The organism is Planomicrobium sp. MB-3u-38, assembly GCF_002836425.1.
GTDB lineage: Bacteria > Bacillota > Bacilli > Bacillales_A > Planococcaceae > Planococcus > Planococcus okeanokoites.
This window is the reverse complement of the sequence record NZ_PJBO01000048.1, coordinates 1-23,751: the sequence shown is the minus strand read 5'-3', so window position 1 is coordinate 23,751 and position 23,751 is coordinate 1. Positions and strand designations below refer to the sequence as shown.

Below are 23,751 nucleotides of genomic sequence, written 5' to 3'. Positions count from 1 at the left end.
CCGGCGACGCGCCGGCGCTGTGAGAGTTCTCTAGAGATATGGAGCAAAACAGCGAAGACTCCCAGGTGACTAAGCGAAGTGCTGAGATCCACTCGGACGAAGTGAAACGAGTCCGAGTTAGCTCAGCGCAAGCCACCAGGAAAGCGGAGCTGTTTTGCGGAATATCGTTTATTAGATGAATAATTTCAAAAGAATTACTTCCCGATTTCCAAGGCTTTCATGAACATGCTTTTTGATGCATTCAGCGCAGTTACGTTCGCTTCATATGAACGGGTTGCCGACATCAGATCGACCATTTCTTTGATCGGATCGACATTCGGCAGCTGCACATAGCCATTTTCATCGGCATCCGGATGGCTTGGATCGTAATTCAACGTGAAAGGTGCATCGTCTTCTTTGATTCTTGAAACCGATACGCCCGATACGGCATTGTTGCCATTGCCCATCATCGCCTGCAATTTCTGCTCGAATGGTGAAACGCCGCTTTGGGTCAATTCGACTGTTTTCCGGCGATACGGTGTCCATTCGCCATTGACCATTTGAGAACGCGTCGTTTCAGCGTTTGCAATATTGGCTGATACTACATCCATGCGGAGGCGATTCGCCGTCAGGCCGGATGCACTGATATTAAAACTGTTGAATAAGCTCATCTGAATTATCTCCCTCCGCTGATGACATTGCTCAAGCTGCGGAATTTCCCGCTGATTCTGTCAGTCACTGCATTATATAGAAGCTGGTTTTTCGCCAACTCCGCCATTTCGACATCCATGTCGACATTATTTCCGTTGATTTTATACTCGGAATTTTCATTGACTGTGACCCTCGGATCAAATTGTGAGGATTCATTGCTGAATGCAATATGTTTAGCATCAGTCTTGTAACTCGCCAACGCCTGTTTGCTGGAAGCATTTTTCAATGCCGTTTCAAAATCGACTTGCTTGGCTTTGTAACCCGGCGTATCCACATTCGCGATATTTGCCGTATGCGTCTGCTGTTTAAGGGCTGAAGTTGATAAAGCCCGTTCCAGCGACTGGATTGTGGGTGAAATGAGATTCAATTTCCTTCCTCCTGTGTAAATATGTATTCATCATGACAAATAAAAATCCACCCTCAATAAAGGTGGACAAGCTTCACAGCTTCCATCTTCCGGCGACCCGGCTGCCTTATAAATGAATACTTAGGCCCGTGGTTTTGCGTCCTTTTCTTTCAAAAAGTTTGCCTTTTTCAGGATAGGTTTTATTACTTTCCTCTTTTAAACTCATACTTTTTTCACATTTTCAAAATTTAGTTCCAAGATATAGTATCACATAAATAAAAAATTGTATATTTTTGATTAAAAAATTTTTTATGGTTTTATTTTCCAATAAGCTTGTCAATATTGTCAATAAAATGTTATGCTTACGCATATTAATCTTATTTTCTCGAGAGGAAGAGATCGAACAATGTTTCGTGGTTTATACACCGCCACATCAGGGATGATGGCGAATAACAGACAGCAGCAAATGCTGACAAACAACCTGGCAAATGCCATGACCCCCGGTTTCAAAAAAGACCAATCCGTCATGCGCGCATTTCCAGCCCAATTGATCAAAGCGATGGAATCCGGTGGAACGACCGTTGGAGGAGCAAAACTTCCGGCGTCTCAAAAACACATCGGTTCCCTTCATACAGGAGTTTATACACAGGAAGGAATTCCTTCTTTTACTCAGGGTGCTTTAAAAAATACAGGAAATTCTACAGATTTGGCTTTGCTCAGTTCGTCGCTGCCAATCAACCCGGAGACTGGACAGCAAGGGGCTGTAAGCTTTGCTGTGTCTCTGCCGAACAATGAAATCCGTTATACCCAAAACGGACAATTCACTGTCGATGATGCCGGATTCTTGACAACAGCTGAAGGATTCAATGTGCTGAATCAAGATTTACAGCCTATTCAGGTGGGTTCGACTGAATTTACCATTGCTGAAAACGGTCAGGTCACTTTGGCTGATGGAACTGTAAATAATTCCCTATTCATTTCTTATACTGAAAATCCGCAACAATTTATCAAAGAAGGCCAGAACCTTCTGCGCTGGGCTGGTGATCCCGCTTTGGCCCCTGTATCGATTGAACTTGCAGGCCTTGGCAATACCGGTCCACTCGTTCAGCAAGGATATATCGAACAATCGAACGTCGATTTGACGCAGACCATGACCGACATGATGAAAACGTACCGCGGATTCGAATCTAACCAGAAAATAATCCAGGCCTATGACCGCAGTATGGAAAAAGCGGTCAATGAAATCGGCCGCGTATAATGGGAGGCTCAGCTAAATGAATATCCAAATGAATTCCGCGGCTTCCTCTATGCGCGAATTACAGAAGAAAATCGACACGATCGCCAATAACATCGCGAACGTCAATACCACCGGATATAAAAGACAGGAAGCGAATTTCGCCGACGCCCTGGTGCAATCGTTCGAAAAACAAGCCGGTCCACTGGAAGCCGGGCGCCAAACACCCAACGGCATCCGCATCGGCGCTGGTGCAACCGTTTCACAGATTGCACTTCGCACGAACCAGGGTTCAGCTGTCCAAACCGGCCGCGAACTTGATTTCATGATCACCGGCGAAAACGGATTCTTCCGCGTCGAGAATGGCGGAAATACGTATTACACCAAAAACGGTTCGTTCCAATTAACACCAGATGCAGCCGGCAATCAGCTAAACTTGGTCACATCCAACGGTGAAGCCGTCCTTGGCGCGAATAACCAGCCAATCACCATCGACAACGATTACGACAACATCACGGTGAATGAAAACGGCACACTCAATGTGACATACAAAACTGCCGGCAAGCCGGCTGATACGTTCCAATTGAGTATTGCTGAAATCAACCGTCCGGACCTTCTTCAGAAAACCGGCGGCAATCTTTACGAATTGCCGGGCACCGAAGCTGAGCAAGTAGCCAGCGGAACCCTGCAAGTTTTGAATCTTGCTGATGGAAATGACGGGACGATCCGCGTCGGCCAAGGCGCGCTCGAAATGTCCAACGTCGACTTGACTACCGAAATGACCGAATTGATCGCTACCCAGCGGTTGCTGCAATCGCAAAGCAAGGCAATTTCATTTGCTGATGATATGCGCGGTTTGGTTAATACGATTAGAGGATAATAGGAAAAACGGAGTACCCGATGTATCGGGTACTCCGCTTTTTTAGATTTATGCCCAAGTCGGTGTCTTTTATGCCCAACTTTTGTTGTTTTATGCCCAACTCCTGTGAAACGCTAAATAGCACCAGTCTCTGCTCGAAGAATCTGTCTATTCAGATGGAATAATTAAACAAAATAATTTTCATTCTCATCAGCTTTTGATTTTACTCCCAACTCGGCACCGTTTACTCCCAACTTTCATCGATTTACTCCCAACTTTCATCGATTTACTCCCAACTTCCCCTGTTTTACTCCCAACTACCTGGAATTCATGACAAATAACGTCCCCTATCATATGAAATCAGCTCACGGCACATCACTATTATTAATATGGGTTATTTTAACAGCTCCCTTTTCCCACCGTCCCGTCCTTCACCCACTCCCACCTCCCCAAAACCCCATATTGAAAAAATCTCCGCATCCGCGAAGATTTCCTTAAAGAAGGAGTTTTTCGCGATGCGAAAAACATCCACTATGTTCTTGAATTCGAGGTTTCCCGCTTTTCGGCCGGGCTTAGGCGAAAAGCATCCGTCCAAGCTTTTGAATTCCGGCAATTGCTGAAGGCTGCGAACTATAAAAAACAAAAAGAGCATCGCCACAATGGCAACGCTCCTTCGTTCATTTATTATCTCAAAAAGTCCATCAAAGTTGGCTGAATGATTTTTGCTGAAGCAGCAAGACTCGCCTGATACAGGCTTTCTTCGCTTTTCAGCTTCGTGATGGCTTCGGCGATGTCGATGTCTTCGATCTTCGACAGCATTTGCTTCAACTCAAGCGTGCTGCCGGAGATGCGGTTTTCGACGGCTTCAACACGATTTTTGCGAGCTCCGACTTCAGCGGATTTTTGCAGCATCCGGTCGACTCCGGTATCGATTTCATCCAACGAAACTTTTTCGCCGGCTCGCAGGTTTTGCGCTGCTTCCGACAGTTTCGCAAAGAGGCCAGCTTCTCCTTGACCGAATAGTTCGCCCGCCTTTACGCCCACTTCCAGCGTCAAGCCTTCCGCGATGGTGAAAGTTTTCAATTTCACATCAGCGAAATCAGCTGTTTCATGCGAGTTTTTGTTAGCATAAGGCGCATTTTTCGTATCCGTCCCATTGAACAGGTAATTGCCGTTCACTTGTGTGTTGGCGAACTGGCGAAGCTGCTCCGTCAACTCTTCAACTTCCGTCGCGATGACGTTGCGGTCTTCCTCGTTCAACGTATCGTTATTGCCTTGAACAGACAATTCGCGCACACGCTGCATGACATTGACCATGCTGTTGATCGTCTGATCCGTTTCATCCAGCACCAAATTGGCTTCACTAGTATTGCGCTCGTATTGGCCATTTGCCGAAATGGCTGACTTCAATTGCATCGCTTGGCTCACACCGTGCGGATCGTCTGAAGGCTTATGGATCTGTTTGCCTGTCGAAGCGTCGTTATACGCTTTGTTCAGGCGGCTCATGTTCTGGCTGACATGGTTCATTGAATTCTGATGTAGCATCTGATGTGAAATTCTCATTTTACTTACCTCCGGTTACCGATTATTAACGTGCAGCCATCCGGTTAATAATCGTATCAAGCATCTGATCCGTCGTTGATATCAGCCGAGCTGCGGCACTGTATGAATGTTGGAATTTAACAAGATTGGCCATTTCTTCGTCCAAAGAAACTCCTGTTACAGACTGGCGGCGATTTTCCGTCGCCTGCAAAGTCGCTTCAAAGTTTGCAACTGAACGTGTTGCCGATTGGCTCTCAGCGCCTAACGTGCTGACCAGCTTCTGGTAATCAGATTTTACGCCTTTAATGTCCGACTCCATCTCTGCTGTCGGTGCACCAAGTGTTGAGCCGAAGTCGACTGCCATTGCGGCAATGCTTGTGGTATTACTGAACAGCGGCGTACCGCCTTCTGTTTTATTGTTTGCAGCTGCAAATGTTGTTGCCACCGACATCAATGCACTGTGGTTTGATTCAACTTTACTTTCAGCTGCAATCAAACCGGCGATCTTCCCGCCTGTCACTTCGGTAGCACCATCAATTTCGCTTACTGTTGTGCCAGTAACAAGGGCTAGCGGTGCGTCGTCTTTTTGAACCAGGCTGATGTTATAAGCCCCGTTCGACTGCGCATCGACTTTGATCGGAGCAAGCGCCGCTAACTTTTCGACAAGTACATCGCGCTGGTCTTTCAAATCATTTGCTTGGTTGCCTCCGCGGACAATCGATTCGTTCAATGAAGCGATCCCTTTCAGATAATCGTTCGCTTCGGAAATGGCTGCTGTCTTTTGCTCACTTAAGTCGATTTTCATGTTAGCCATCGAGCTGTCCATTGCCTGAGCCGCTTCGACAAACGCTTGCGCGCGTTCTTTGACAACCGCCTGGGCGGACACACTGTCCGGGTTGTTCGAAAGATCCTGCCATGCGTTCCACAACTGGTCCATAGCTGCGTTCAAACCGGAATCGCTCGGTTCATTGATGATCGATTCCAAGCGGTCGAATGCTGCCTGTTTGGTCTGCGCATCCGCAAGTGTCGCTGATTGGTCACGGTATTGATTGTCCAGGAAACGGTCCCGCACACGCGTGATCGAGTCGATGGAAACGCCTGAACCGAGCTGGCCAGGGTTCGTGCTGTTCGTCCAGACATCCAGTGAAGGAGTCGTGCTCTGGTTCACCTGCTGGCGCGAATAGCCTTTCGTATTGGCGTTGGCAATATTATGGCCGGTCGTTGCAATGCTTGCCTGCCCGACGCTCAAGGCGCGTTTTCCAGTCTCTAATCCGTGAAATGTTGAAACCATGTGTTTCCCTTCCTTCTGCTCCGCTCAGGCTTTCGTATCGAAAAAGCCGCGGTTGCCTGTTTGTGATTTTTGGCCGGCTTGGCCCATCGGTGATTGGTAGTTGAATTGCTGCTGCTGTGATCTGGTGATCTGGTCGATCATATGTTGTACAAAGCTCATGGAATCTTTCAGCAGGCGGTCATTGATCTTATTTTTCGCCTGCAATTCCGCGGTGAGCTCCTGTAATGTTTTCAATTGGGATTCAATCTTTTGTCTTGCCTGTCCACCGGGAACTTGGTCCAGAAATGACTGGAAACCTGCTGCTGCAGAATCCTGCGCAACGCTTTCCATTACTGCCATCCGTCCTTGTTCCGCTTGTTCGAGCTGTTTGACCAGCTTCTTCTCTTCTTTCGTTACACCATTTAAACTGTCCACATTGCGCTCGATCAATGCCGCTTTCTTGTTGTCAGCACAATTGATGAGCTGCTGTTGGACGTCTATTAATTGTTCCAGTGCCGTGACCATTGCATTCAATATCCGACACCCTCCTTTTAACTGACCGTTTTATTTTCCGTACCAGAAATCAAACATCTTTTCTGCCACTTTTTCACTGTTCACCTGGTATTCACCAGACTGGACCTGGGCTTTCAGCGCCTGAATCTTTTCATGGCGGTCAAATTCCGCTTTGCTTTCGAACATCTGCTTAGCCTCATTTGAAATCTGCAGCTGATCCTCTTTTTGCAATGGCTTCGCTTTATCCACCTTCGAAACCTGCATTTGCTTTTGGTAAGATTGAATAAAGGAAGAACCGTTTGTTTTATCGATATTCATTCCTTCACCGCCCCGTCTTTTATATTTTAATTTCTTAGTTTCCAATATCTTGCCGTTTGAGCATGCTCTTTCGGCTTGTTCGCTTCTTCCAGGAATTTCTCCGCCTTCAAGGTCTTATTGACCTCGGCAGTAAAGTCCTCGAAACAGCTGTTGCACAGCATCTGCCTCTTGATAAGAGTACCACAATGCGCACATCCGTATCCCAGATTCGGGTAATCCTCGACGTAGATCCGGCCGTCGCGGATGAAATCCGCAATCCGTTTTTCCGCTACGCCTGTAAACGCGCTGATTTCTTCAATGGAAGCGAACCGGTTTTCCTCCACTTTCAGGAAATCGGTGATGATCTTGAACTCCTGCTCCATTTCCTTGTAGCAATCCAAACAATAATCCGTATGATCCTTCAAATATAACTTACCGCAAATCGTGCAGTTAGCTAATCGATCTGACTGCATAATAATCACCCAGTTCCTTTATAAAATAAATATCGGCATATTTCGCGGTTTGTTTAGCTTTTTTTCAAATTGCTTTTCAATTACTGCACTTTAAATTCAGTAACCAGTACGCGGTCCACTTTTCCGGTCTGGATAATGTCCGCCAATTTCCCTTTCAATTGCTCTTCCAGTTCAGCAATGCCTTCCTGCCCGACCAATTCCTCTTTCGTAAATCCGGCCACTGTCGAAATGATGGCTGCCCGTACTTCCGGCGTCCGCTTTTCAGCCTCTTCCTTCGCCTTTTCGCTGTCCAATAAAATATTGAATTGGACGATGCCGAAATTCGGCGACGCCAAATTTGTTGTAATTATATCTGTATCAATGCTCATTGCTGCCAGTTCTTCCGCAGACGGCTGCTTTTCTTTTTCAGAGGAGCCTTCCGCATCTTTTCCTAAGAAAAAGAACGCACCGGCTCCTGCTGCACCCAATACAAGCAATGAAACTAGCAAGACTTTCATCATTTTCCCCATAACGCACCTCTATTTGCTATTAGTCTGTTTCTTCATGTGCATACAATGAAATCAACACTTCGACCCGGCGATTCTCTGCACGGCCTTCCGCAGTCTCATTGCTGGCGATCGGCTGATGCTCTGCAAAGCCGGTTGCGCTGAATTTCGTTGGATCCAATTCGTTGTTTTCCAGCAGAATCTTCATGAAGTTGATTGCACGTGCCGAGCTTAATTCCCAGTTGGACGGGAATCTGTCGGAAGTCGACGGAATGTTATCCGTATGTCCTTCGATGAAAATGCTGCGCGGTGGATCCGTCACCAGCAGCTTGCCGATTTCTTCTGCGACAGTCCGTGAACTTTCTGAAATATCCGCACTTCCTGAACGGTAGAGCACGCCGTCTTTAATTTTCAGCACCAGGCCCTTGGAAGTCAGTTCCGCTTCCAATTTATCTTCCATATTGCGCTCTGCGATATAAGCTTTCACTTTATCCTGTATCGCCGCAAGTTCTTTATAGTCTTCCGCAAGAGCCAATTGCTCGATCTCTTCGGCAGTCATTTCAATCTTATCATCAATTTCCTCTTCCACTTCCGGCGGCGTTGTCGCTTCCCCTTCAGTCGGATCGACATCATTCGGTTCCGCCAGCTTCGACGTCTCTTCAAATGTTTCGACCGCTGACTGCTGATCCAAAATACCGGTGCCGCCTTGCAGCTCCCGGTTGAATGAATCGGAAATCTCCTGGAATTTCTGCGAGTTCACTTCACTTGCCGCGAACAGCACGATGAACAAAGCGAGCAGCAGGGTGAGAACGTCTGCGTATGGAATCAGCCAGGATTCGTCTACGTGATCTTCATGTTTTTTCTTACGCTTCAACGCCGACACCTTCTTTTACTTCCTCTTCAAGAACACGGTCCTTGAGCGGCAGGTAAGTCAATAGTTTTTCTTCCACTGTACGGACCGGCAGGCCTTCGTGAACCGCCAGCAAGCCTTCCAGCATGATGCGCTTGGTCCGTGCTTCGTGCTCGGATTTCCGTTTTAGTTTATTGGCGAATGGATGCCATAGGACGTACCCTGAGAAAATCCCGAACAGCGTTGCGATAAACGCGGCGGAGATCGATTTTCCGAGAAGGGCGATATCATCGAGGTGGCCAAGTGCTGCGACCAGTCCGATTACTGCTCCTAACACCCCGAGTGTCGGGGCGTATGTACCGGCTTGCGTGAAGATTTTCGCGCCAAGTTCGTGGCGCTCTTCCATTGCCGCAATATCTTCTTCCATCATTTCGCGGATCTGTTCCTGCGGCTGGCCGTCAACGACCATCTTCAAGCCGCGCTGCAAAAATGGATCTTCCACTTCTTCTGCACGTTCTTCCAAAGCCAATAGCCCTTCGCGGCGTGCAAGCATCGCCCACTGTGAGAACATCGGCACCATTTCTTTGATTGACAGGGTTTTATTTTCCGAGAACAGGACTTTAAACAGGCTCGGAATTTTTTTAACTTCTTCCATCGGGAACGCGACCATGATACACGCGATCGTTCCGGCAAAAATGATGACGAGTGCTGCCGGGTTATATAAAGCGATCGGGCTGGATCCTTTTAAAATCATGCCTCCAACCAAAACGACTATTCCAAGTATTACGCCAATCCAGGATGTCTTATCCACATCTGTAACCTCATTTCACTGCTTTGTCTCTGTCTAATGTTGCTATTTTTCTGTAGTCAGAAATCACCTGAGGCAGACGCTTTCCGCAGGGAGCGGCCTGAGCCTCTGCCCTCTTGCCGGGTCTCAGGACACGCTCATAGTCCTTCAGGAAGCGATTTGCGCTTGCGCAAATCGTTTGCGACGAAGCAGCGCAGCGATGCAGGAGCACATCTTTGCACTTCGCTGCCTCCAGCGATTTCTTCAAAGTCGTTAAATAAAAAATTACTTCCCCTTCACCAATGCCATTGCTTCTTTCCATGTGTCGCGCAGTTCTTTGACTTGGCCTTCTGCTTCTTCAAGGATGACCAAGTCGTTTTTCATGTTCGCTTCTATAAGACGGAAGTTAATGTATTCGTATAATTGAGCCAGGCCTTCTGAAATTGCGATATCACGGTCAAGCGTGATTTGGAATTCCTGGATGATTGCCTGCGCTTTGATCAAGTTTGTATTTTTTTCTTCAAATTTACCTTCGTCCATCGCACGTTTAGCAAGCTTGATGAATTTCAGGCAGCCGTTATAGAGCATCAAGGTCAATTCTTGTGGTGATGCTGTTGTGACCGAGTTTTGCTGGTAGGTCTGGTACGGATTGTTGATTGCCAATTAAAGAACCTCCTTGTATTACTTCCGCTGATCAATGAATGAGCCTTCGGTGGATTTCGTCTGGTAAGCACCAACATATTTCTTCGATGCCTGACTTGTTTGATTCAGCCGGTTCATCTGGGTGGTAAAAGATTGATGCAAGCGATTTAATATCGGCTGCATTTCATCTTCATACCCTTTCAGTTGGCTGATGACTTTTTTATCTTCGGTCGTCCATTCGAATTCAGCAGCTTTTGTATATTCACTGAGCTGATCGATGACTGCCTGGCGCCTTTCGAAAAGTGCCTGCACAGATTCGAGCTGGCCAGCTTCGTTGTTTTCCATTTTGGAATTCACCGCTTTTGCCTGTGCATTCAGTTTTTCTGTCAGTTCGAGAAATTCAGCAAGTCTGAGTTGATACGCGTCCATTACATGCCACCGAACATATTTTGCTGCATCCACATGCTTTGTTGGTTCATTTGATTCAAAGCTTTTTCCATTGCAGAAAATTGATTCCAGTAGCGGTCTTCCAAACGAATCAATCGATCTTGCCATTTATTGATATCATCATTCATCTGGTTAATTTTTTTGGTCAATGAGCTTTTATCGACAAAACTTCCCTGGCTTCCTGCCCTATTGCTTAAATCTCTTACAACAGTATCCAGTTCTTTGTAGACTCGTTCAAATATACCTGGAGTACCCGTTTTCTTTGTGAAGAGGTTCATCACTTCGTCCGGCTTTTCAGCCATCATCTTGTTGAGCTTGTCTTCGTCAATTTTCAATTTTCCGCCTTCACTATAATGCCCTGTATTGATTCCAACTTGTGAAAGCATACTCAAATTGCCGATATTTTCTAAATCATCTACAGGATCCATAAATGCCCGTCGCAAGTCTTGAAGCGCACCGCGCAAAAGAGGGTCATTGCGCAATAAACCACTTTTCGACTTCTTTTCCCACATTTCAACTTCGGTTTCACTCATCGCATTTCTTTCTTCATCGCTCAGTGGCTGAAAATCCGGGTAGCGCTTTTCAATCAATTTGTTTTCAATGTCTGCAATTGTTTTATTGTAGTCTTCTACGAATTTTTTTATAGCTTCTACCGGCTTTGCCGTATCTGTTTGAACAGTCACTGTTGATGTTCCAATAGAATTTAGATTAATGGTTAAACCATTCACGACTGTCTGATTCGACTTCAATCCGGTGACATCCACCCCGTCAAAGGAGATGCTGCCATCTTTAGCACTAGTAGTAACACCGGCTGGCGTTTCGACCTTTGCCGCCAATTCAGGGCTGTCAAAAGTCAGCGAGAAGTTTTGGTCTGCCCCCATGCCTTTTGTGGACATGAAGAACCTCGAAGTTGTATTGTCGAAACTCGCACGCAACTCCGGAACTCCGCCAGCAGTAGAATCTTGAATTTTTTTGGCTACGGCAGAAAAAGTCATGTCAGCAGTAATCGGAACTTCTCTTGTTACCCCATTACTAGTTACACTAATAGTACCGGCAGTTCCTATTACATCAGTTCCTGCCGCATTGTTTCCGGCGGCATTTTTTACAGCAGCGGTCGATGTCAATTTCGCTGAACTTGCCAAACTTTTTACTTCAATTTCATAAGTACCTTTCATTGCAGTTGATGTAGTAGTAACCCCTACACTTCCCTGATTAGAAGATGTTGCAGAATAAGCATTAAACGCTGAGGTAAACCGTAGGCTGTTTGCGCTCGTCTGTAAATTTTTAAATGCTAAATTGAATTCCCGGTAAGCCTCCTGTTGCCATTCGGTCCATACTTTTTGTTGATTCAACTTATCCAGCGGCATTTTTTCAGCAGCCATCAAATCTTTAACTATTTGATCGATATCCATTCCCGATGCTAATCCACCTATACGCATTCATATCACTCCATCTCATTTAAAAAGTATTAAAATTTATCGTCTACTATTAAGCCCATCAGCTCGGTCATCGAAGCATACATGTCCAGAAATTTCTTATTTGGAATTTCGCGCAACACTTCATCTGTCATCGAGTCGACGACTTGTACATAATATTCGTTCAGCTCTTCATGAAATTGAAACTTCACAGCAGTAGTTGTTTGTTCCACAAATTTATTCATTCCGTCAATACGGTTTTTGACCATTTCTTTGGTCATTTCTTCTTTTTCTTTTTCTTTATTGAGCTGTTCCGGCAAAATTTTGAACTCTGCTTTTACAATCTCAGGGGTAGAAGTTTCAATTTTTTTCGGAAAGCTCATGATTGGCGAGTTTTTCACTTCCATCGGCGGTTGTCCCCTTGTCTCATCGATATATTGATAGAAAACATTATTGTTATTCTTATATATCGGCAATAAAGGAGATATTTTTAGCATAAATTGAAATTATTATAGAATTTATCCATGTAATTATTTCGTCTTAATCATCTTAGACAATAAAAAACAAAACCGACAAATTTTTATCGGTTTTGTTTAAGTTAATTTATTCAATTGACGGTTTACACCAGCGACCCAATGATTGTTAAGGCCAGTGGGATCGTTGCCCGCACCAACCGGAGCATACTTAGCACCAACTGCCGCAACCGTTGTAATGCCCTGGTTTAAATAATTCTGTCGCAAGTTACGTGCCATATCAAAAATGCTTTCTTCCACAGAATCATAACTGCGGAGTCCATTTTTGCCCATCATTCCGGCCACGTTATTTTTCTCATTCACTGCGCGGGAGCTGCCGTTTCCAGTTTCATGGATGGCGATAGCGGATAGAAAGTTCGGATCCAAGTCATATTTCTTTCCGGCATTGATAAAATGGGCAGAAGTGCCGCTCAACTTGCCGCTTAAATTGCTTTCAAGTTTAAGGAATTGAATCGGTTTGAAGTTCAAATCCGTTTTCAAACTAGGAACTGTCGGCTGGACTGAAGAATCGGAAACAACTGGCACGGTTGGAGTGGCAACTTGTGCTGAAGGCAGCGTCACCGAAATCGGCTTATAGGTATTATTCAGTTGCGCCATCATCTGGCCATTGTCAGAACTTGCCACAGGATTCATGGCCGCCATCATTGAGGGATCTATTTCACCGCCCTGCATCATCGAGCTCAGCAACATCATGAACATTGAGCTGTCACTTCCCGCACCGTTCAACGGATTAGCAGAATTTCCTGATTGCCCTGCAGCAGACGATGCCTGTGCCAGTGATGCCATTGTTGTGTAGTAGAACCAATTTGAAGAAATCGGGCTCGTCACGTTCGTCACACACCTTTTATCATAATAAACATGAATTTATCATACAGGAGAATGAAGTAAAATAGAATAGGGTAATTGTGACAATAATTATTTTTTAAAGGAAAATTTAATTTACTAACTACCCTTTAATATCGACTTTACTGCCCATATGAGGTTGTACAGAATGCTGCATTGTTCGAATTAACTCATTCGAATTACTTTCTGATGTATTCATTGCTTTCTTAAGTAATGCAATGTTCACATTCTGCTGCACCGAGGATTGAGAAGTCATAATAGCAGCCGCTGTCACGTATGTTGTTACATCCATCGATTTATCCCCCTCGTGATTTGGTTATTAAAAAAGTTTCAAAACGGGCTCGCCCGCTTTCAAATCTTTATCAGTAGTAGTATTTAATAAGTCTTCATAGTATTTGGGTGCTATACCATAACCTGGACGTACCACCCGGATGTTGTCTTCAGTAAAAGCTTCACCTGCTTTAATGTCTTTTGAAACATAAATTGATCTTCTGAACTTCAGCGACCCCTTTTCTTTTTCCGTTGGACCATAAGCCACTTTTCCAAGTGACTGCCAAGCACGTTCAGATTCAATAACCAATGCTTCCATCTCATGAGGCTCCATCGAAAAAGCAGAATCTACTCCCCCTTCTTCTCGTGATAGAGTAAAGTGTTTTTCTATAACTGTTGCTCCAAGTGCTACACTGGCTACAGCAACTCCGGTACCCATTGTGTGATCCGAAAGTCCGACTTGCACGTCGAACAATTCCTGCATATGCGGGATTGTTTTAATATTAGTATTTAGCGGTTCGGCAGGATAAGTACTTGTGCATTTCAATAAAATTAAATCTTTACACCCCGCATTTCTTGCTGTTTGTACGAGTTCATCCAATTCTGCGATACTTGCCATTCCTGTTGACACAATCATTGGCTTACCAGTAGCCGCCACTTTTTTTATCAGGGGAAGATGAGTATTCTCGAAAGAAGCGATCTTGTACAACTCAACACCCAATTCTTCCAGAAAATCTACGGCCGTCTCATCAAACGGTGTGCTGAAAGGAATCATTCCCAATTCATTGGCGAGATCAAATATAGGCTTGTGCCATTCCCATGGTGTATAAGCTTTTTGATATAGGGAGTATAAACTCTCTCCATTCCATAAGTTTTCTTCATCTTCAATTTTAAAATGGGGATGGGCGACATTCAACGTCAATGTATCAGCAGTATAGGTTTGAATTTTCAAAGCATGTGCTCCGGATTTCGCTGCTGCTTCCACAATTTCGAGAGCTCTATCAAGGGATTGATTGTGGTTGCCCGACATCTCAGCAATGATAAACGGCTTGAACCCTGATCCAATTACAGTTTCTTTAACTTTAATATTTTTCATAACAGCCTTCCTTCAATTAATTCTTTTATTGTTTCCTTTTTTATCTCCCAATGTTTTTTTGTTAATCGAAAAACTATTAGATCCTTCGTTGTTTCTTTGCACCTGTTATGGCTTTTTTCTTTCTTCACTTTTGTAAAACCTAACTTTTCATGAAATTTAATACTCTTATGATTGGCATCAACTACTTGCCCTTTAATCTCATCGAATTCCAATTCATCAAAAATATAATTTAACGATGTGTAACCCAGAAGTGTCCCAAGTCCTTTCGGAGCTTTACGGTCACCAATATAAAATCCCCACTCGCAGCAGCGAATTTCATTCGATAAGCCTTTGATATTTAACACCCCATACGGAATGTCATTATAATAAAAAACTTTACTTAACGTGTTTGTATCTTTTTCATATTTATTAAACCACTCCAAATGTTGAAGCCAATCTATCGGGGCATTGTTTAACATTACAGATCTGATATTATCCTGGTTTCTCCAGTTAAATATCAATGATAAATCATTGTAGTTAATATCTTTCAGTTTAGAATCGCCATGGAATTTCATAACAAAACCCTCTGGACTTCTTTAACAAGAGGCCTGTTTTTGACTTGGGAATAATCAATGATTTGCCCACATTTTTTTGAAATTGATTCGACTAAATAAGGGTTCTTCATCAAATCCTGCAAGCTTTTTTGAATGGTATTAGGAGTTACACTCCTTGATTCCCCCAAATTAACGGTAGCGCCAGCAATAGCCACTGCCTCCACTAATTCTTTTTGATTATTCGCGACAATTATACTCATCGAAGGCAAGGCTAAGATACATCTTTCCCACATCGTCGAACCACCTGCTCCAATGGCTAAATCAGCTTGCACCATCAACTCAGCCATATTATTTACTTGTAAATGAAACGTGATAGTAGGGATCTTTCTGCAAAAATTGTGTATTTTTAGTTTCTGAGGATTCGATTCCCCCACTACAACATCAAGGTAAACCTCTGTCATATTTAAGTTCGATAAAGACTTCAGTGTTTTTAAGGTTTCCCCAGTCGGATCCGATCCTCCAAAGAAGATTAATATACGCTTAATATTGCCATTGCGACTGATTTCTTTAATATTACTGCATAAAAACTCTTCTCTTAACAATACATAATTTGGTCCCAATAACTTAGTACAAGCTTCTGGCAATAATGTGTCATAACGATCTTGCATATTTATATAATAATTTTGATCGAGCAACAGATCACAATCATGGGGCCTATCGGCTAAATCATCCACCACCATAATCTTTTTAGCATGCTGCCGAATTCTTTTTTCCCATTTACTGTCAATACTATAATGATCTATTATGATCATGCTTACTGGAGTGTTAAATCTTAAAATGGCATTTTGAGTTTCTTCAGCATCCAATTCCCAATTTTCTTTAATCCAGGACCAATGATCCTTTGCTCCATAGTCCTGTAACTCCTCTACCAGAAATCCTTGGTTTCGGATATGAGATATACTGTTTCCCGGAAATTTGCGACAGATGAAAATAATAGTAAATCCAACATTTTTTAATTGGTTGGCTAATGTGAGACACCTCATGACGTGCCCTGACCCTATTACATTAGAGGCATCAGTTCTAATAACTATTTTCATAATGATTCACAACCTAAAGTTTCTTTTGTTCCACATGATTATTAATTTTTTTCCAGTCTGGGTTTTCCATCAATAAAGCAATTACATCTTCCAATAAAAATATTTCTGCCGGATTGTATAACTCGTTTATAATCAACTCGATCAACTTGAAATCATCCGAAGTATCAACCGTCCACCGGTTGTGGCTATAATCAAATTCCCCTTTGAAGTTCGCCACTTTTATATCGCTCTTGTTTGAATACATATAGGCAGTGACATGTTCGCGCTCAGCTTCTAAGGTTGCAGTAATGTGAGCTTTCTCCAATGCTTCAAAAGAAAACACCTCTACATCGAGTCCCCTCGGAAAAGACCTTTCAATGGTATTTGAGACATATGAAGTTACCGATGAGAGTTCAAGGTATTTATAGACTATTGCATCAATCACCATCGGATCGATAATCGGACAGTCAGAAGTAAGTCTTACAACTACATCAACCCCATAGTGCTTAGCAGTTTCATAATATCGTTCTAAGACATCTTGCTCAGATCCTCGGAAATAAGGGATACGCAGCTTTTCACATAAAGCAACAATAGGTTGCTCGCTTTCTTTGACTGAGGTAGCAATTATGATCTGATCAATTTTTTTTGATTTTCTTATACGCTCTATTTGATGTTCAAGTAAAGACTTGCCTTTAATTTCCTTCATTATTTTACCCGGCAATCTTGTAGACTCCATACGCGCTTGAATTATAGCAGCGATTTTCATACCTGCACCTTCTTCTATCTTGTGTATCGTATAATCGTATTACGAACAGCTGCAACGACATCCTCAACGTCTTTTTCTGTCATTTTCGGAAAAATAGGCAAAGAAATTACTTCTTCATAAAGTTCCTCTGCAATTGGCAAGGAGCCTCTTTTGTAACCCAGTTCCTGGTAATAGGGCAGGGTATGAACAGGAATGTAATGTACGTTTACACCGATGTTTTGCTTTTGTAAATCTTCAAACACGATTTTTCTGCTTGCTGTTAATTTTAATAAATCCAAACGGATGATATAAAGATGCCAACTGGATTGGCGCATAGTTGCTTGAAACGGAATTTTAATTTCCGGCAAATCAGAAAATGCCTGGTTATATTTCTCTGCAATATCTTCCCTTTGCTTAAGAAAAAAAGCTGATTTCTTCAATTGGCTTATACCTAAAGCAGCTTGGATATCTGTCATTCGATAATTAAAGCCTAAAAACTGCATTTCATAGTACCAGGGACCATGATCATCATCTTGTAACAATTCCTTTTCCCGGGTTATTCCATGAGAGCGAAATTGAATTAGCTTCTTATAATATTCTTCATTATTAGTCGTGATTACTCCGCCTTCTCCGGTGGTAATATGTTTCACTGGATGAAAACTGAACATTGTCATGGCGGAAAGACCGCCAACAGGTTTCCCTTTATAGGTAGCTCCCAGTGCGTGGGCAGCATCTTCAATAACAATTAAATTGTGTTCTGCTGCTAATGCATGAAGTTCATCCAAGTCTACTGGCTGACCAGTAAAATGAACAGGAATAATAGCTTTGGTGTTTTCGGTAATTTTCTCTGCGATTTTATCTATATCAATGTTGTAAGTTTTTTCATCAATATCTGCGAATACCGGGGTTGCTCCCTGGTAAAGAATGCAGTTGGCACTTGCAGCAAATGTCATCGGAGTGGTGATAACTTCATCGCCACCACCAATTCCCGCGACATGACAAGCCCCGTGCAAGGCAGCAGTTCCACTTGAAAACGACACTGCATATTTTGAACCGGTATACTCGGCTATACTCTGTTCAAAATTCTGAATTGCTGGACCTGTTGTTAAGTAATCGCCTTTTAAAATAGAAATAACAGTTTCGATATCTTCGTCATCTACCCACTGCTTTCCATAAGGCAAGTAATTTGTTCTAGTTGCTATATATTCCTTTTCTTTTACCATGACTGCCTCCTGTACAAAGTGAATCACTTCACTTCACCTCTTCAGTTAATTTCCGGAGTTCATTAATGGAAAGCCATTCTGTATTACTGTCACTCGTATACTTGAAATTGTCAGGAAGAGCTCTTCCATCTGCACATAATTCTTCAGTCCACCAAGGAAATTCGGGTTGAATCACAAAATATGAATCGTATTCTTTTGTGTGTCTCGCATCATCTTCCATTATCATTGCTTCATGAAGTTTTTCGCCTGGCCGTATACCAATAATATCAATTTCACAATTTGGAGCTATGGCTTCTGCCAAATCTGTTACTGTCATACTTGGGATTTTCGGAACAAAAATTTCTCCTCCATGCATTCTCTCAAGACTATCCAATACAAACTGTACCCCCTGGTCCAAGGTTATCCAAAAACGGGTCATTCTTACATCAGTGATAGGAATGTTTCCTGTATCTTTAATTCTCTTGAAAAAGGGGACCACACTCCCTCTGCTTCCAACTACATTGCCGTAACGGACAACCGAAAATTTCGTGAGTTTATCGCCTACATAAGAATTGGCTGCAACAAATAGCTTGTCAGAAGCCAGCTTAGTAGCTCCATATAAATTTACGGGACTTGCAGCTTTGTCGGTACTTAAGGCAATTACTTTTTCTACGTTGCGATCAATTGCCGCTTCAATTATATTTTGTGCACCATTAATATTTGTCTTTACTGCCTCGAAGGGATTATATTCACAGGCTGCAACATGTTTTAAAGCCGCAGCGTGAATCACAATGTCTACTCCATCAAAGGCCCTGTAGAGTCGATCTTTATCTCGTACATCACCGATAAAAAATCTCATTCTTTCATCTGTGAATTCTTGTGCCATTTCGTATTGCTTCAGCTCATCCCGACTGAATACAATTACCTTTTTAACCTCTTCTTGAAGAATTTCTTTTATGAACTTTTTACCAAATGAGCCCGTTCCACCTGTAACAAGTATAGTTTTCCCTTTTAACACCGCTATTTCACCCTTATCAATTATTTATTTCTATAATTTTTTTGTGCATTTCTTGGAAGTATGGCTCTATAATAATGTAATTTTGCTTACAATCATTTAAGTAATCTTTATAAACCCTTACCATCGCTGTTCCTTTTTTGTGCAAATCTCTCTCGAAAACAAGTGCTTGATTTTCTTTTAGGAAGCGTTCATTGTGTATGCGCATCATAGGCTCAATGTAAACTTTATAAAAAGTATTTCTACTTAGTTTATTAAATATTTTATCAAAACTAATAAATTTATCATTCAAACTGTTGATTTGATTCAATTCCAGCTGAGACATAATTTGTTTAAGTTCCTTATTCACTTTTATTATTATTTGATCCAGTTTTTGTTTTTCATTTAACATTATGACACTCTGTCTATAAGTAAAATTTAAATCATAAGTATTCGCGCTCAGGGTCCAATCTGAACTAACAACTTTTTCTTTCGTCCAAAATTCGCTGATTATTTCATCTAAAGGAATGTATTTAGTCCCTCGGATATGGGCTCCATTTTTTGTTGTATTAAAAACAGTCAGATCGACACTATATGCTTCTATATACTTTTCAAGCTGAATGCGCATATTATGATAACTTTCACTGGTGTGGATTTCGTGACCATTCACGTCTTTCACCGTTAGTGCCTTGTTTTTCTCTATATCGGAAATTTCGTTAGTGACATAGTCGTGATCTATCCCTTTTGCATATCTATGATTATTTACAAAAGCAAGGTTCTGTCCAACCAGGGCTATTTGGCTGCATCCAAGTTTTGATAAGAGTTGGAAAGTGATAATTGCTATGGATGCTGCATCATGCACCACATTTTCTCTATCAAAATCGTTCAAATAAAAGGGTCCTATCGTATCCTGGTTTATTGACATATGGAACATTTGACCGGGAAAATCTAATAAGGTTTCATATCCTACACTGCTTCCGAAAATCAATGGAATACCAGTAATGCCTCGTTTTTTAATGATATCTATTACTTTATAGTTATGCCCCTGTGGATCGTATGTACAAGCTGCGTCCGGATATATACCATGTTCAATCAATGAATTGATAGCTGACCCTACTGAAAAAATGTAAGCCAATCCATTTTCTTTAATGTATCTCAGGTTTTCAAACTCTTCATTCAATGACGGGCCAGCCGCTACTATGATAGCCGGTTTGCCTTCGAAGGCGGCTTTGTCGACATCCTTTAAAATATTTGGAGTTTGCAGCACAGATGGGAAATTTTTTATTGAATTGATTGTCCATCTTTTTTGAAACGAAGCGTTGACGGCCAAATTATTGCGTTTGCCTTTTAATAGATCTTTTAAAGCTTGAAAAATCCATTTTGTTTCTTCTATATATAAATCAGAATATGACGGGAGAGTATAAACAAAAATATTTGTACCGTTATTTTGCAGTAAGCTGGCGATTTCATGAGTCAGCTTTTCCGGCTCTCTACTTGTAATAACATTTTTCATATTTGATTTAGGAAATTCATTAATATTGAAGTTGGAAAAGAAATGTTTCATCGTAGTCAGATTAGGCTCATAAATCGAGTATGAAAGACCCGGAAATTTTTTCAAGAGATTCTTGATGTGATAACCCAGTCCCGTTCCAATGAAGAGCACATGTTTGGATTTGTCGATATCTTTAATTTGTTCGATTAATTTCTCAGCTTCTTTTTCCGGATCGTATTTACTGTGTATATATTGGTTTTTATCATTTATTGTTACCTTCAATGTAGGCAACCCTTTTTTTGAAGGTTCGATAACAATATTCTTATCTTCTACTGCTTCATCCAGTTTGTAGAGTAAAGGACGTTGACTTATTCTCAAATAATTTCTGTTATCAATTAACATTTTTGCGCATTCCTTCGTTGTCTATAGTTTGCTTAACCTCTTTTTCCAGACTTTCATACAATGGTAATAATTCATATTGAATTAAATCAGCGATTAAAATGGAATCATCCTTTTCAATCGCTTCTTCAAGGTTTTTTAATTCACTTTGAAGCTTGTCAGAAACAGTTGTGAACTCCGTCCAATTCCCCGGCTTTTCTTTGAGGTTTCCAATAGATGAGATTACCAAATTCAGCCATTGCATACCTTCCAGCATCTTGCTAAAGTCTGCCCATTCAGCGTTTCCGGGCGTATTATAAAAACCATCTGCAAGATTTTCAAATTCTTTCAATGCGCCTTCTAAGTAATTCTCTGCATCCAACAAAGAAGTGGCAATAAACTCCTGTGGAGTATAAGCGATGACTTCAAGCACTTGAATACTCAACAAATTAGATGAGAGATATTGATCCTGATCCTCATATACTTCAACGCCATCAGCATTCAGGTGGCTAAATAGATAAGAAGAGCCTAGCCACTCATTAATTTTCATTATAATTTCATTAACAGTTGTCGATTGAGAGAATTCCTGATTTAGGTTCTTGAACTTAAGTTGCATTTGAGATCTCCTCCAATTTAATAACTAATGCTTCTGTAACCATACTAATTATATCGGTTTTTTATTAGAAATCTTTACTATTTATGTATTTTATTTTTATAAAAAAAAGGAGACTCCCAGGTGAGAGTCTCCTTTCAAATTTCAAGCAATCAATTAACGAAGAAGTTGTAAAACTGCTTGCGGCTGCTGATTTGCCTGAGCCAGCATTGCTTGTGAAGCTTGAGTCAAGATGTTGTTCTTCGTGAAGTTCATCATCTCTTTCGCCATATCGACGTCTTTAATGCGTGATTCTGCAGAAGTTAAGTTTTCAGCAGATGTAGCCAAGTTATTGATAGTGTGATCCAGACGGTTTTGCACTGCACCCAAGGTTGAACGTTGGTCAGATACTTGCTTGATTGCATCGTCCACAATTTTAAGCTGAGCATCGAAACCTCCTCCTGAAGCGTCCGCAGCTAAAGTACCAAATCCTGAAACACTTAAGTCTGATAGGGTAGAACCAGAACCTGTACCTAATCCTGTGCTTGTCATATCTTCGATGTTGAATGTTAACTGTTGAGTACTATTTGCCCCAACTTGTAATGTTACTCCAGTAACGCCAGAACCAGCAGCAAGACCGCCTTCAAGCAAGTTTTTACCGTTAAATTCCGTACGACCAGCGATGCTATCGATCTCTTCAACTAATTGACCAATTTCTGATTGGATATTCGTGCGCTCTTCATCGTTGTTAGTGCCGTTACCAGCTTGAACAACTAGTTCACGCACACGCTGTAAAATAGAATGAGTTTCATTCAATCCGCCTTCAGCAGTTTGAATAAGTGAAATTCCATCTTGCGCGTTACGCTGAGCTTGATCCATACCGCGAATTTGGTTACGCATTTTTTCAGAAATTGAGAAACCAGCTGCATCATCTGCTGCTTTGTTAATACGAAGACCTGAAGAAAGTTTTTCCATTGAGTTTTGTGCTGCTCCGCTTACCTGGCCCATTTGGCGGTGAGTGTTAAGAGCTGCGATATTGTTGTTAATAATCATTGTGTATTACCTCCGTGTAATGTTTTTTTGTTTTTGCAAGGGTGTTCAAATCCGTTTGAACTTCCTTACACTATCTTTATCGGAGGGCGTCAGAAAATGTTTAGCGTTTTTTTAATTTATTTTCAAAATACTTTTATTTTCTATTATAAATAGAAAAGAGCCCGCATCTCTGCAGACTCCCCACTCACTTCTTCATCTTCAAAAAATCTCCGATATCAATCACATTCGACATTGCCTTCTTATTTTCTTCCTGAATTTCCAAGTACACTTCTTTCCGGTGGATCGTGATGTGCTTGGGCGCTTCAATTCCGAGTTTCACTGTTTCTCCTTCGACGCTTGTCACGATGACTTCGATTTGATCATCAATGATGATCGATTCGCCTTTTTTTCGTCCGAGTACGAGCATCGCTTACACCTTCCTTGCTTCAGCTTGGAATAGCGGCTGTTTGATTTCGTAGGTTTTATTGTCCAGCACGGTTTGCATGCCGAGTTGCTTCCTATTGTTGATGACGAGCGGCGCTTTGAGATTGGTCGTCGCGTGCTGCATTTCGCCAGGTACGGTCACCGTTGTCAGCACCAGTGCGTCGGATGGGTCTTCGAGCTCAAGGCGATCGACGGTCTGGTCGGAAATTTTAACGTCATAGTCCTTAAAGAATGAAAACGGATCAACGAGGAAGAAACTGATGTCTTCCGCTTCCAGCGATTGCAGGAAGAAAAACGGCGTTTCTTCTTTTGTGTCGGCCGGGATCAATACGTATTTCTGGTAGTCGTCAAAGCCGGGGATGCCTCTTGCAAATGTAATGACGCTTGTGTCTGCTACTTCTATTTCACCGAAACGGGTCGTTTGGAATTTCATTTTGGGTTCTCCTCATTTCTGTTCGTGATTCAATTTGTTAGTTCTTATTTTTGCACATAATGGAATGATTAAACAGTAATTTTTTGCGCTCGTGCTAAAATCCCTATGCATTATTCGATTTACAGAATAAAAATTATTGAAAAGCACATTTTTTATTGTTTAATCTTTTAGAATTTATCCAATAAAACAAGATACGCCCAACAATTTAATTAATATTTTATTTAAAAGAAATAAAAAC

29 protein-coding genes and 1 riboswitch are annotated in these 23,751 nt (G+C 42.1%); of the genes, 2 read left to right on the top strand and 27 right to left on the bottom strand.

The features are described 5' to 3' along the window. Positions 1-194 precede the first annotated feature (194 nt). A complete protein-coding gene (gene flgC, locus CXF70_RS09350) occupies positions 195-650 on the bottom strand; it encodes a flagellar basal body rod protein FlgC (RefSeq protein WP_084243339.1) in 456 nt (151 codons plus the stop codon). Between the two features lie 5 nt (positions 651-655). After that, a complete protein-coding gene (gene flgB, locus CXF70_RS09345; RefSeq protein ID WP_084243340.1) occupies positions 656-1,057 on the bottom strand; it encodes a flagellar basal body rod protein FlgB in 402 nt (133 codons plus the stop codon). Between the two features lie 88 nt (positions 1,058-1,145). Then, positions 1,146-1,230: riboswitch (cyclic di-GMP riboswitch) on the bottom strand. A 212-nt stretch (positions 1,231-1,442) separates the two neighbouring features. Between flgB and CXF70_RS09340 the strand changes: the two genes are divergently transcribed. Together CXF70_RS09340 and CXF70_RS09335 are read left to right on the top strand one after the other, a co-directional pair. Further along, positions 1,443-2,294: a flagellar hook-basal body protein gene (locus CXF70_RS09340; RefSeq protein WP_101802426.1), complete on the top strand. Its 852-nt coding sequence runs from the start codon at positions 1,443-1,445 to the stop codon at positions 2,292-2,294. Positions 2,295-2,310: 16 nt separating this feature from the next. Next, positions 2,311-3,150 carry a flagellar hook-basal body protein gene (locus tag CXF70_RS09335; RefSeq protein ID WP_101802425.1) on the top strand — a complete coding sequence of 280 codons (840 nt, stop codon included), beginning with the start codon at positions 2,311-2,313 and terminating at the stop codon, positions 3,148-3,150. Between the two features lie 663 nt (positions 3,151-3,813). Here CXF70_RS09335 and flgL read toward each other — a convergent pair. The 25 genes from flgL to fliW form a co-directional block, all read right to left on the bottom strand. After that, positions 3,814-4,692 carry a flagellar hook-associated protein FlgL gene (gene flgL, locus CXF70_RS09325; protein ID WP_101802423.1) on the bottom strand — a complete coding sequence of 293 codons (879 nt, stop codon included), beginning with the start codon at positions 4,690-4,692 and terminating at the stop codon, positions 3,814-3,816. A 25-nt stretch (positions 4,693-4,717) separates the two neighbouring features. Beyond that, complete coding sequence (gene flgK, locus CXF70_RS09320) at positions 4,718-5,962, bottom strand: flagellar hook-associated protein FlgK (protein WP_101802422.1); 1,245 nt, start codon at positions 5,960-5,962, stop codon at positions 4,718-4,720. 24 nt (positions 5,963-5,986) lie between these two features. Further along, positions 5,987-6,466, bottom strand: coding sequence for a flagellar protein FlgN (locus CXF70_RS09315; RefSeq protein WP_233208602.1), 480 nt, complete (start codon positions 6,464-6,466; stop codon positions 5,987-5,989). A gap of 39 nt (positions 6,467-6,505) precedes the next feature. Continuing rightward, entirely contained in the window at positions 6,506-6,772 is a 267-nt protein-coding gene (flgM, locus tag CXF70_RS09310; protein ID WP_084243346.1) for a flagellar biosynthesis anti-sigma factor FlgM, read from the bottom strand. A gap of 26 nt (positions 6,773-6,798) precedes the next feature. Continuing rightward, positions 6,799-7,224, bottom strand: coding sequence for a flagellar protein (locus CXF70_RS09305; RefSeq protein ID WP_233208594.1), 426 nt, complete (start codon positions 7,222-7,224; stop codon positions 6,799-6,801). Between the two features lie 80 nt (positions 7,225-7,304). Then, a complete protein-coding gene (locus CXF70_RS09300) occupies positions 7,305-7,733 on the bottom strand; it encodes a flagellar basal body-associated FliL family protein (RefSeq protein WP_084243347.1) in 429 nt (142 codons plus the stop codon). A gap of 19 nt (positions 7,734-7,752) precedes the next feature. Then, positions 7,753-8,583, bottom strand: coding sequence for a flagellar motor protein MotB (gene motB / locus CXF70_RS09295; RefSeq protein WP_179135703.1), 831 nt, complete (start codon positions 8,581-8,583; stop codon positions 7,753-7,755). Then, on the bottom strand, positions 8,573-9,370 hold the full coding sequence (motA, locus tag CXF70_RS09290; RefSeq protein WP_101802420.1) for a flagellar motor stator protein MotA: 798 nt from the start codon (positions 9,368-9,370) through the stop codon (positions 8,573-8,575). The genes motB and motA overlap by 11 nt, the downstream gene beginning before the upstream one ends. Positions 9,371-9,631: 261 nt before the next feature. Next, positions 9,632-10,009: a flagellar export chaperone FliS gene (fliS, locus tag CXF70_RS09280; protein ID WP_101802418.1), complete on the bottom strand. Its 378-nt coding sequence runs from the start codon at positions 10,007-10,009 to the stop codon at positions 9,632-9,634. Positions 10,010-10,027: 18 nt separating this feature from the next. After that, the gene (locus CXF70_RS09275; RefSeq protein WP_101802417.1) at positions 10,028-10,417 is read right to left on the bottom strand and encodes a flagellar protein FliT; all 390 of its coding nucleotides are present in this window, start codon (positions 10,415-10,417) and stop codon (positions 10,028-10,030) included. Further along, positions 10,417-11,874, bottom strand: a complete 1,458-nt coding sequence (gene fliD, locus CXF70_RS09270; RefSeq protein WP_101802416.1) for a flagellar filament capping protein FliD — start codon at positions 11,872-11,874, stop codon at positions 10,417-10,419. The genes CXF70_RS09275 and fliD overlap by 1 nt, the downstream gene beginning before the upstream one ends. A 29-nt stretch (positions 11,875-11,903) precedes the next feature. Beyond that, positions 11,904-12,257, bottom strand: coding sequence for a flagellar protein FlaG (flaG, locus tag CXF70_RS09265; protein WP_101802415.1), 354 nt, complete (start codon positions 12,255-12,257; stop codon positions 11,904-11,906). 186 nt (positions 12,258-12,443) lie between these two features. Further along, positions 12,444-13,211, bottom strand: a complete 768-nt coding sequence (locus CXF70_RS09260) for a glucosaminidase domain-containing protein (protein WP_101802414.1) — start codon at positions 13,209-13,211, stop codon at positions 12,444-12,446. 118 nt (positions 13,212-13,329) lie between these two features. Then, on the bottom strand, positions 13,330-13,518 hold the full coding sequence (locus CXF70_RS09255) for a YjfB family protein (protein ID WP_101802413.1): 189 nt from the start codon (positions 13,516-13,518) through the stop codon (positions 13,330-13,332). Between the two features lie 27 nt (positions 13,519-13,545). After that, positions 13,546-14,592, bottom strand: coding sequence for a pseudaminic acid synthase (gene pseI / locus CXF70_RS09250; protein ID WP_101802412.1), 1,047 nt, complete (start codon positions 14,590-14,592; stop codon positions 13,546-13,548). Continuing rightward, entirely contained in the window at positions 14,589-15,146 is a 558-nt protein-coding gene (gene pseH, locus CXF70_RS09245; RefSeq protein WP_101802411.1) for a UDP-4-amino-4,6-dideoxy-N-acetyl-beta-L-altrosamine N-acetyltransferase, read from the bottom strand. Before pseH ends, pseI begins: the two co-directional genes overlap by 4 nt. Beyond that, a complete protein-coding gene (pseG, locus tag CXF70_RS09240) occupies positions 15,143-16,222 on the bottom strand; it encodes a UDP-2,4-diacetamido-2,4,6-trideoxy-beta-L-altropyranose hydrolase (RefSeq protein ID WP_101802410.1) in 1,080 nt (359 codons plus the stop codon). Before pseG ends, pseH begins: the two co-directional genes overlap by 4 nt. A gap of 13 nt (positions 16,223-16,235) precedes the next feature. After that, positions 16,236-16,967, bottom strand: a complete 732-nt coding sequence (locus CXF70_RS09235; RefSeq protein ID WP_101802409.1) for a cytidylyltransferase domain-containing protein — start codon at positions 16,965-16,967, stop codon at positions 16,236-16,238. A 14-nt stretch (positions 16,968-16,981) separates the two neighbouring features. Continuing rightward, positions 16,982-18,169, bottom strand: coding sequence for a UDP-4-amino-4,6-dideoxy-N-acetyl-beta-L-altrosamine transaminase (gene pseC, locus CXF70_RS09230; protein ID WP_101802408.1), 1,188 nt, complete (start codon positions 18,167-18,169; stop codon positions 16,982-16,984). Between the two features lie 28 nt (positions 18,170-18,197). Further along, complete coding sequence (gene pseB / locus CXF70_RS09225) at positions 18,198-19,166, bottom strand: UDP-N-acetylglucosamine 4,6-dehydratase (inverting) (RefSeq protein ID WP_369916934.1); 969 nt, start codon at positions 19,164-19,166, stop codon at positions 18,198-18,200. 16 nt (positions 19,167-19,182) lie between these two features. Next, entirely contained in the window at positions 19,183-21,036 is a 1,854-nt protein-coding gene (locus tag CXF70_RS09220) for a motility associated factor glycosyltransferase family protein (protein WP_101802406.1), read from the bottom strand. Continuing rightward, positions 21,026-21,628, bottom strand: coding sequence for a DUF8042 domain-containing protein (locus CXF70_RS09215; protein ID WP_101802405.1), 603 nt, complete (start codon positions 21,626-21,628; stop codon positions 21,026-21,028). Before CXF70_RS09215 ends, CXF70_RS09220 begins: the two co-directional genes overlap by 11 nt. A gap of 153 nt (positions 21,629-21,781) precedes the next feature. Further along, positions 21,782-22,657 carry a flagellin Hag gene (hag, locus tag CXF70_RS09210; RefSeq protein ID WP_101802404.1) on the bottom strand — a complete coding sequence of 292 codons (876 nt, stop codon included), beginning with the start codon at positions 22,655-22,657 and terminating at the stop codon, positions 21,782-21,784. Positions 22,658-22,841: 184 nt separating this feature from the next. Beyond that, positions 22,842-23,063 carry a carbon storage regulator CsrA gene (gene csrA, locus CXF70_RS09205; protein WP_101802403.1) on the bottom strand — a complete coding sequence of 74 codons (222 nt, stop codon included), beginning with the start codon at positions 23,061-23,063 and terminating at the stop codon, positions 22,842-22,844. A gap of 3 nt (positions 23,064-23,066) precedes the next feature. Further along, entirely contained in the window at positions 23,067-23,513 is a 447-nt protein-coding gene (gene fliW, locus CXF70_RS09200; protein WP_101802402.1) for a flagellar assembly protein FliW, read from the bottom strand. Positions 23,514-23,751: the final 238 nt, after the last annotated feature.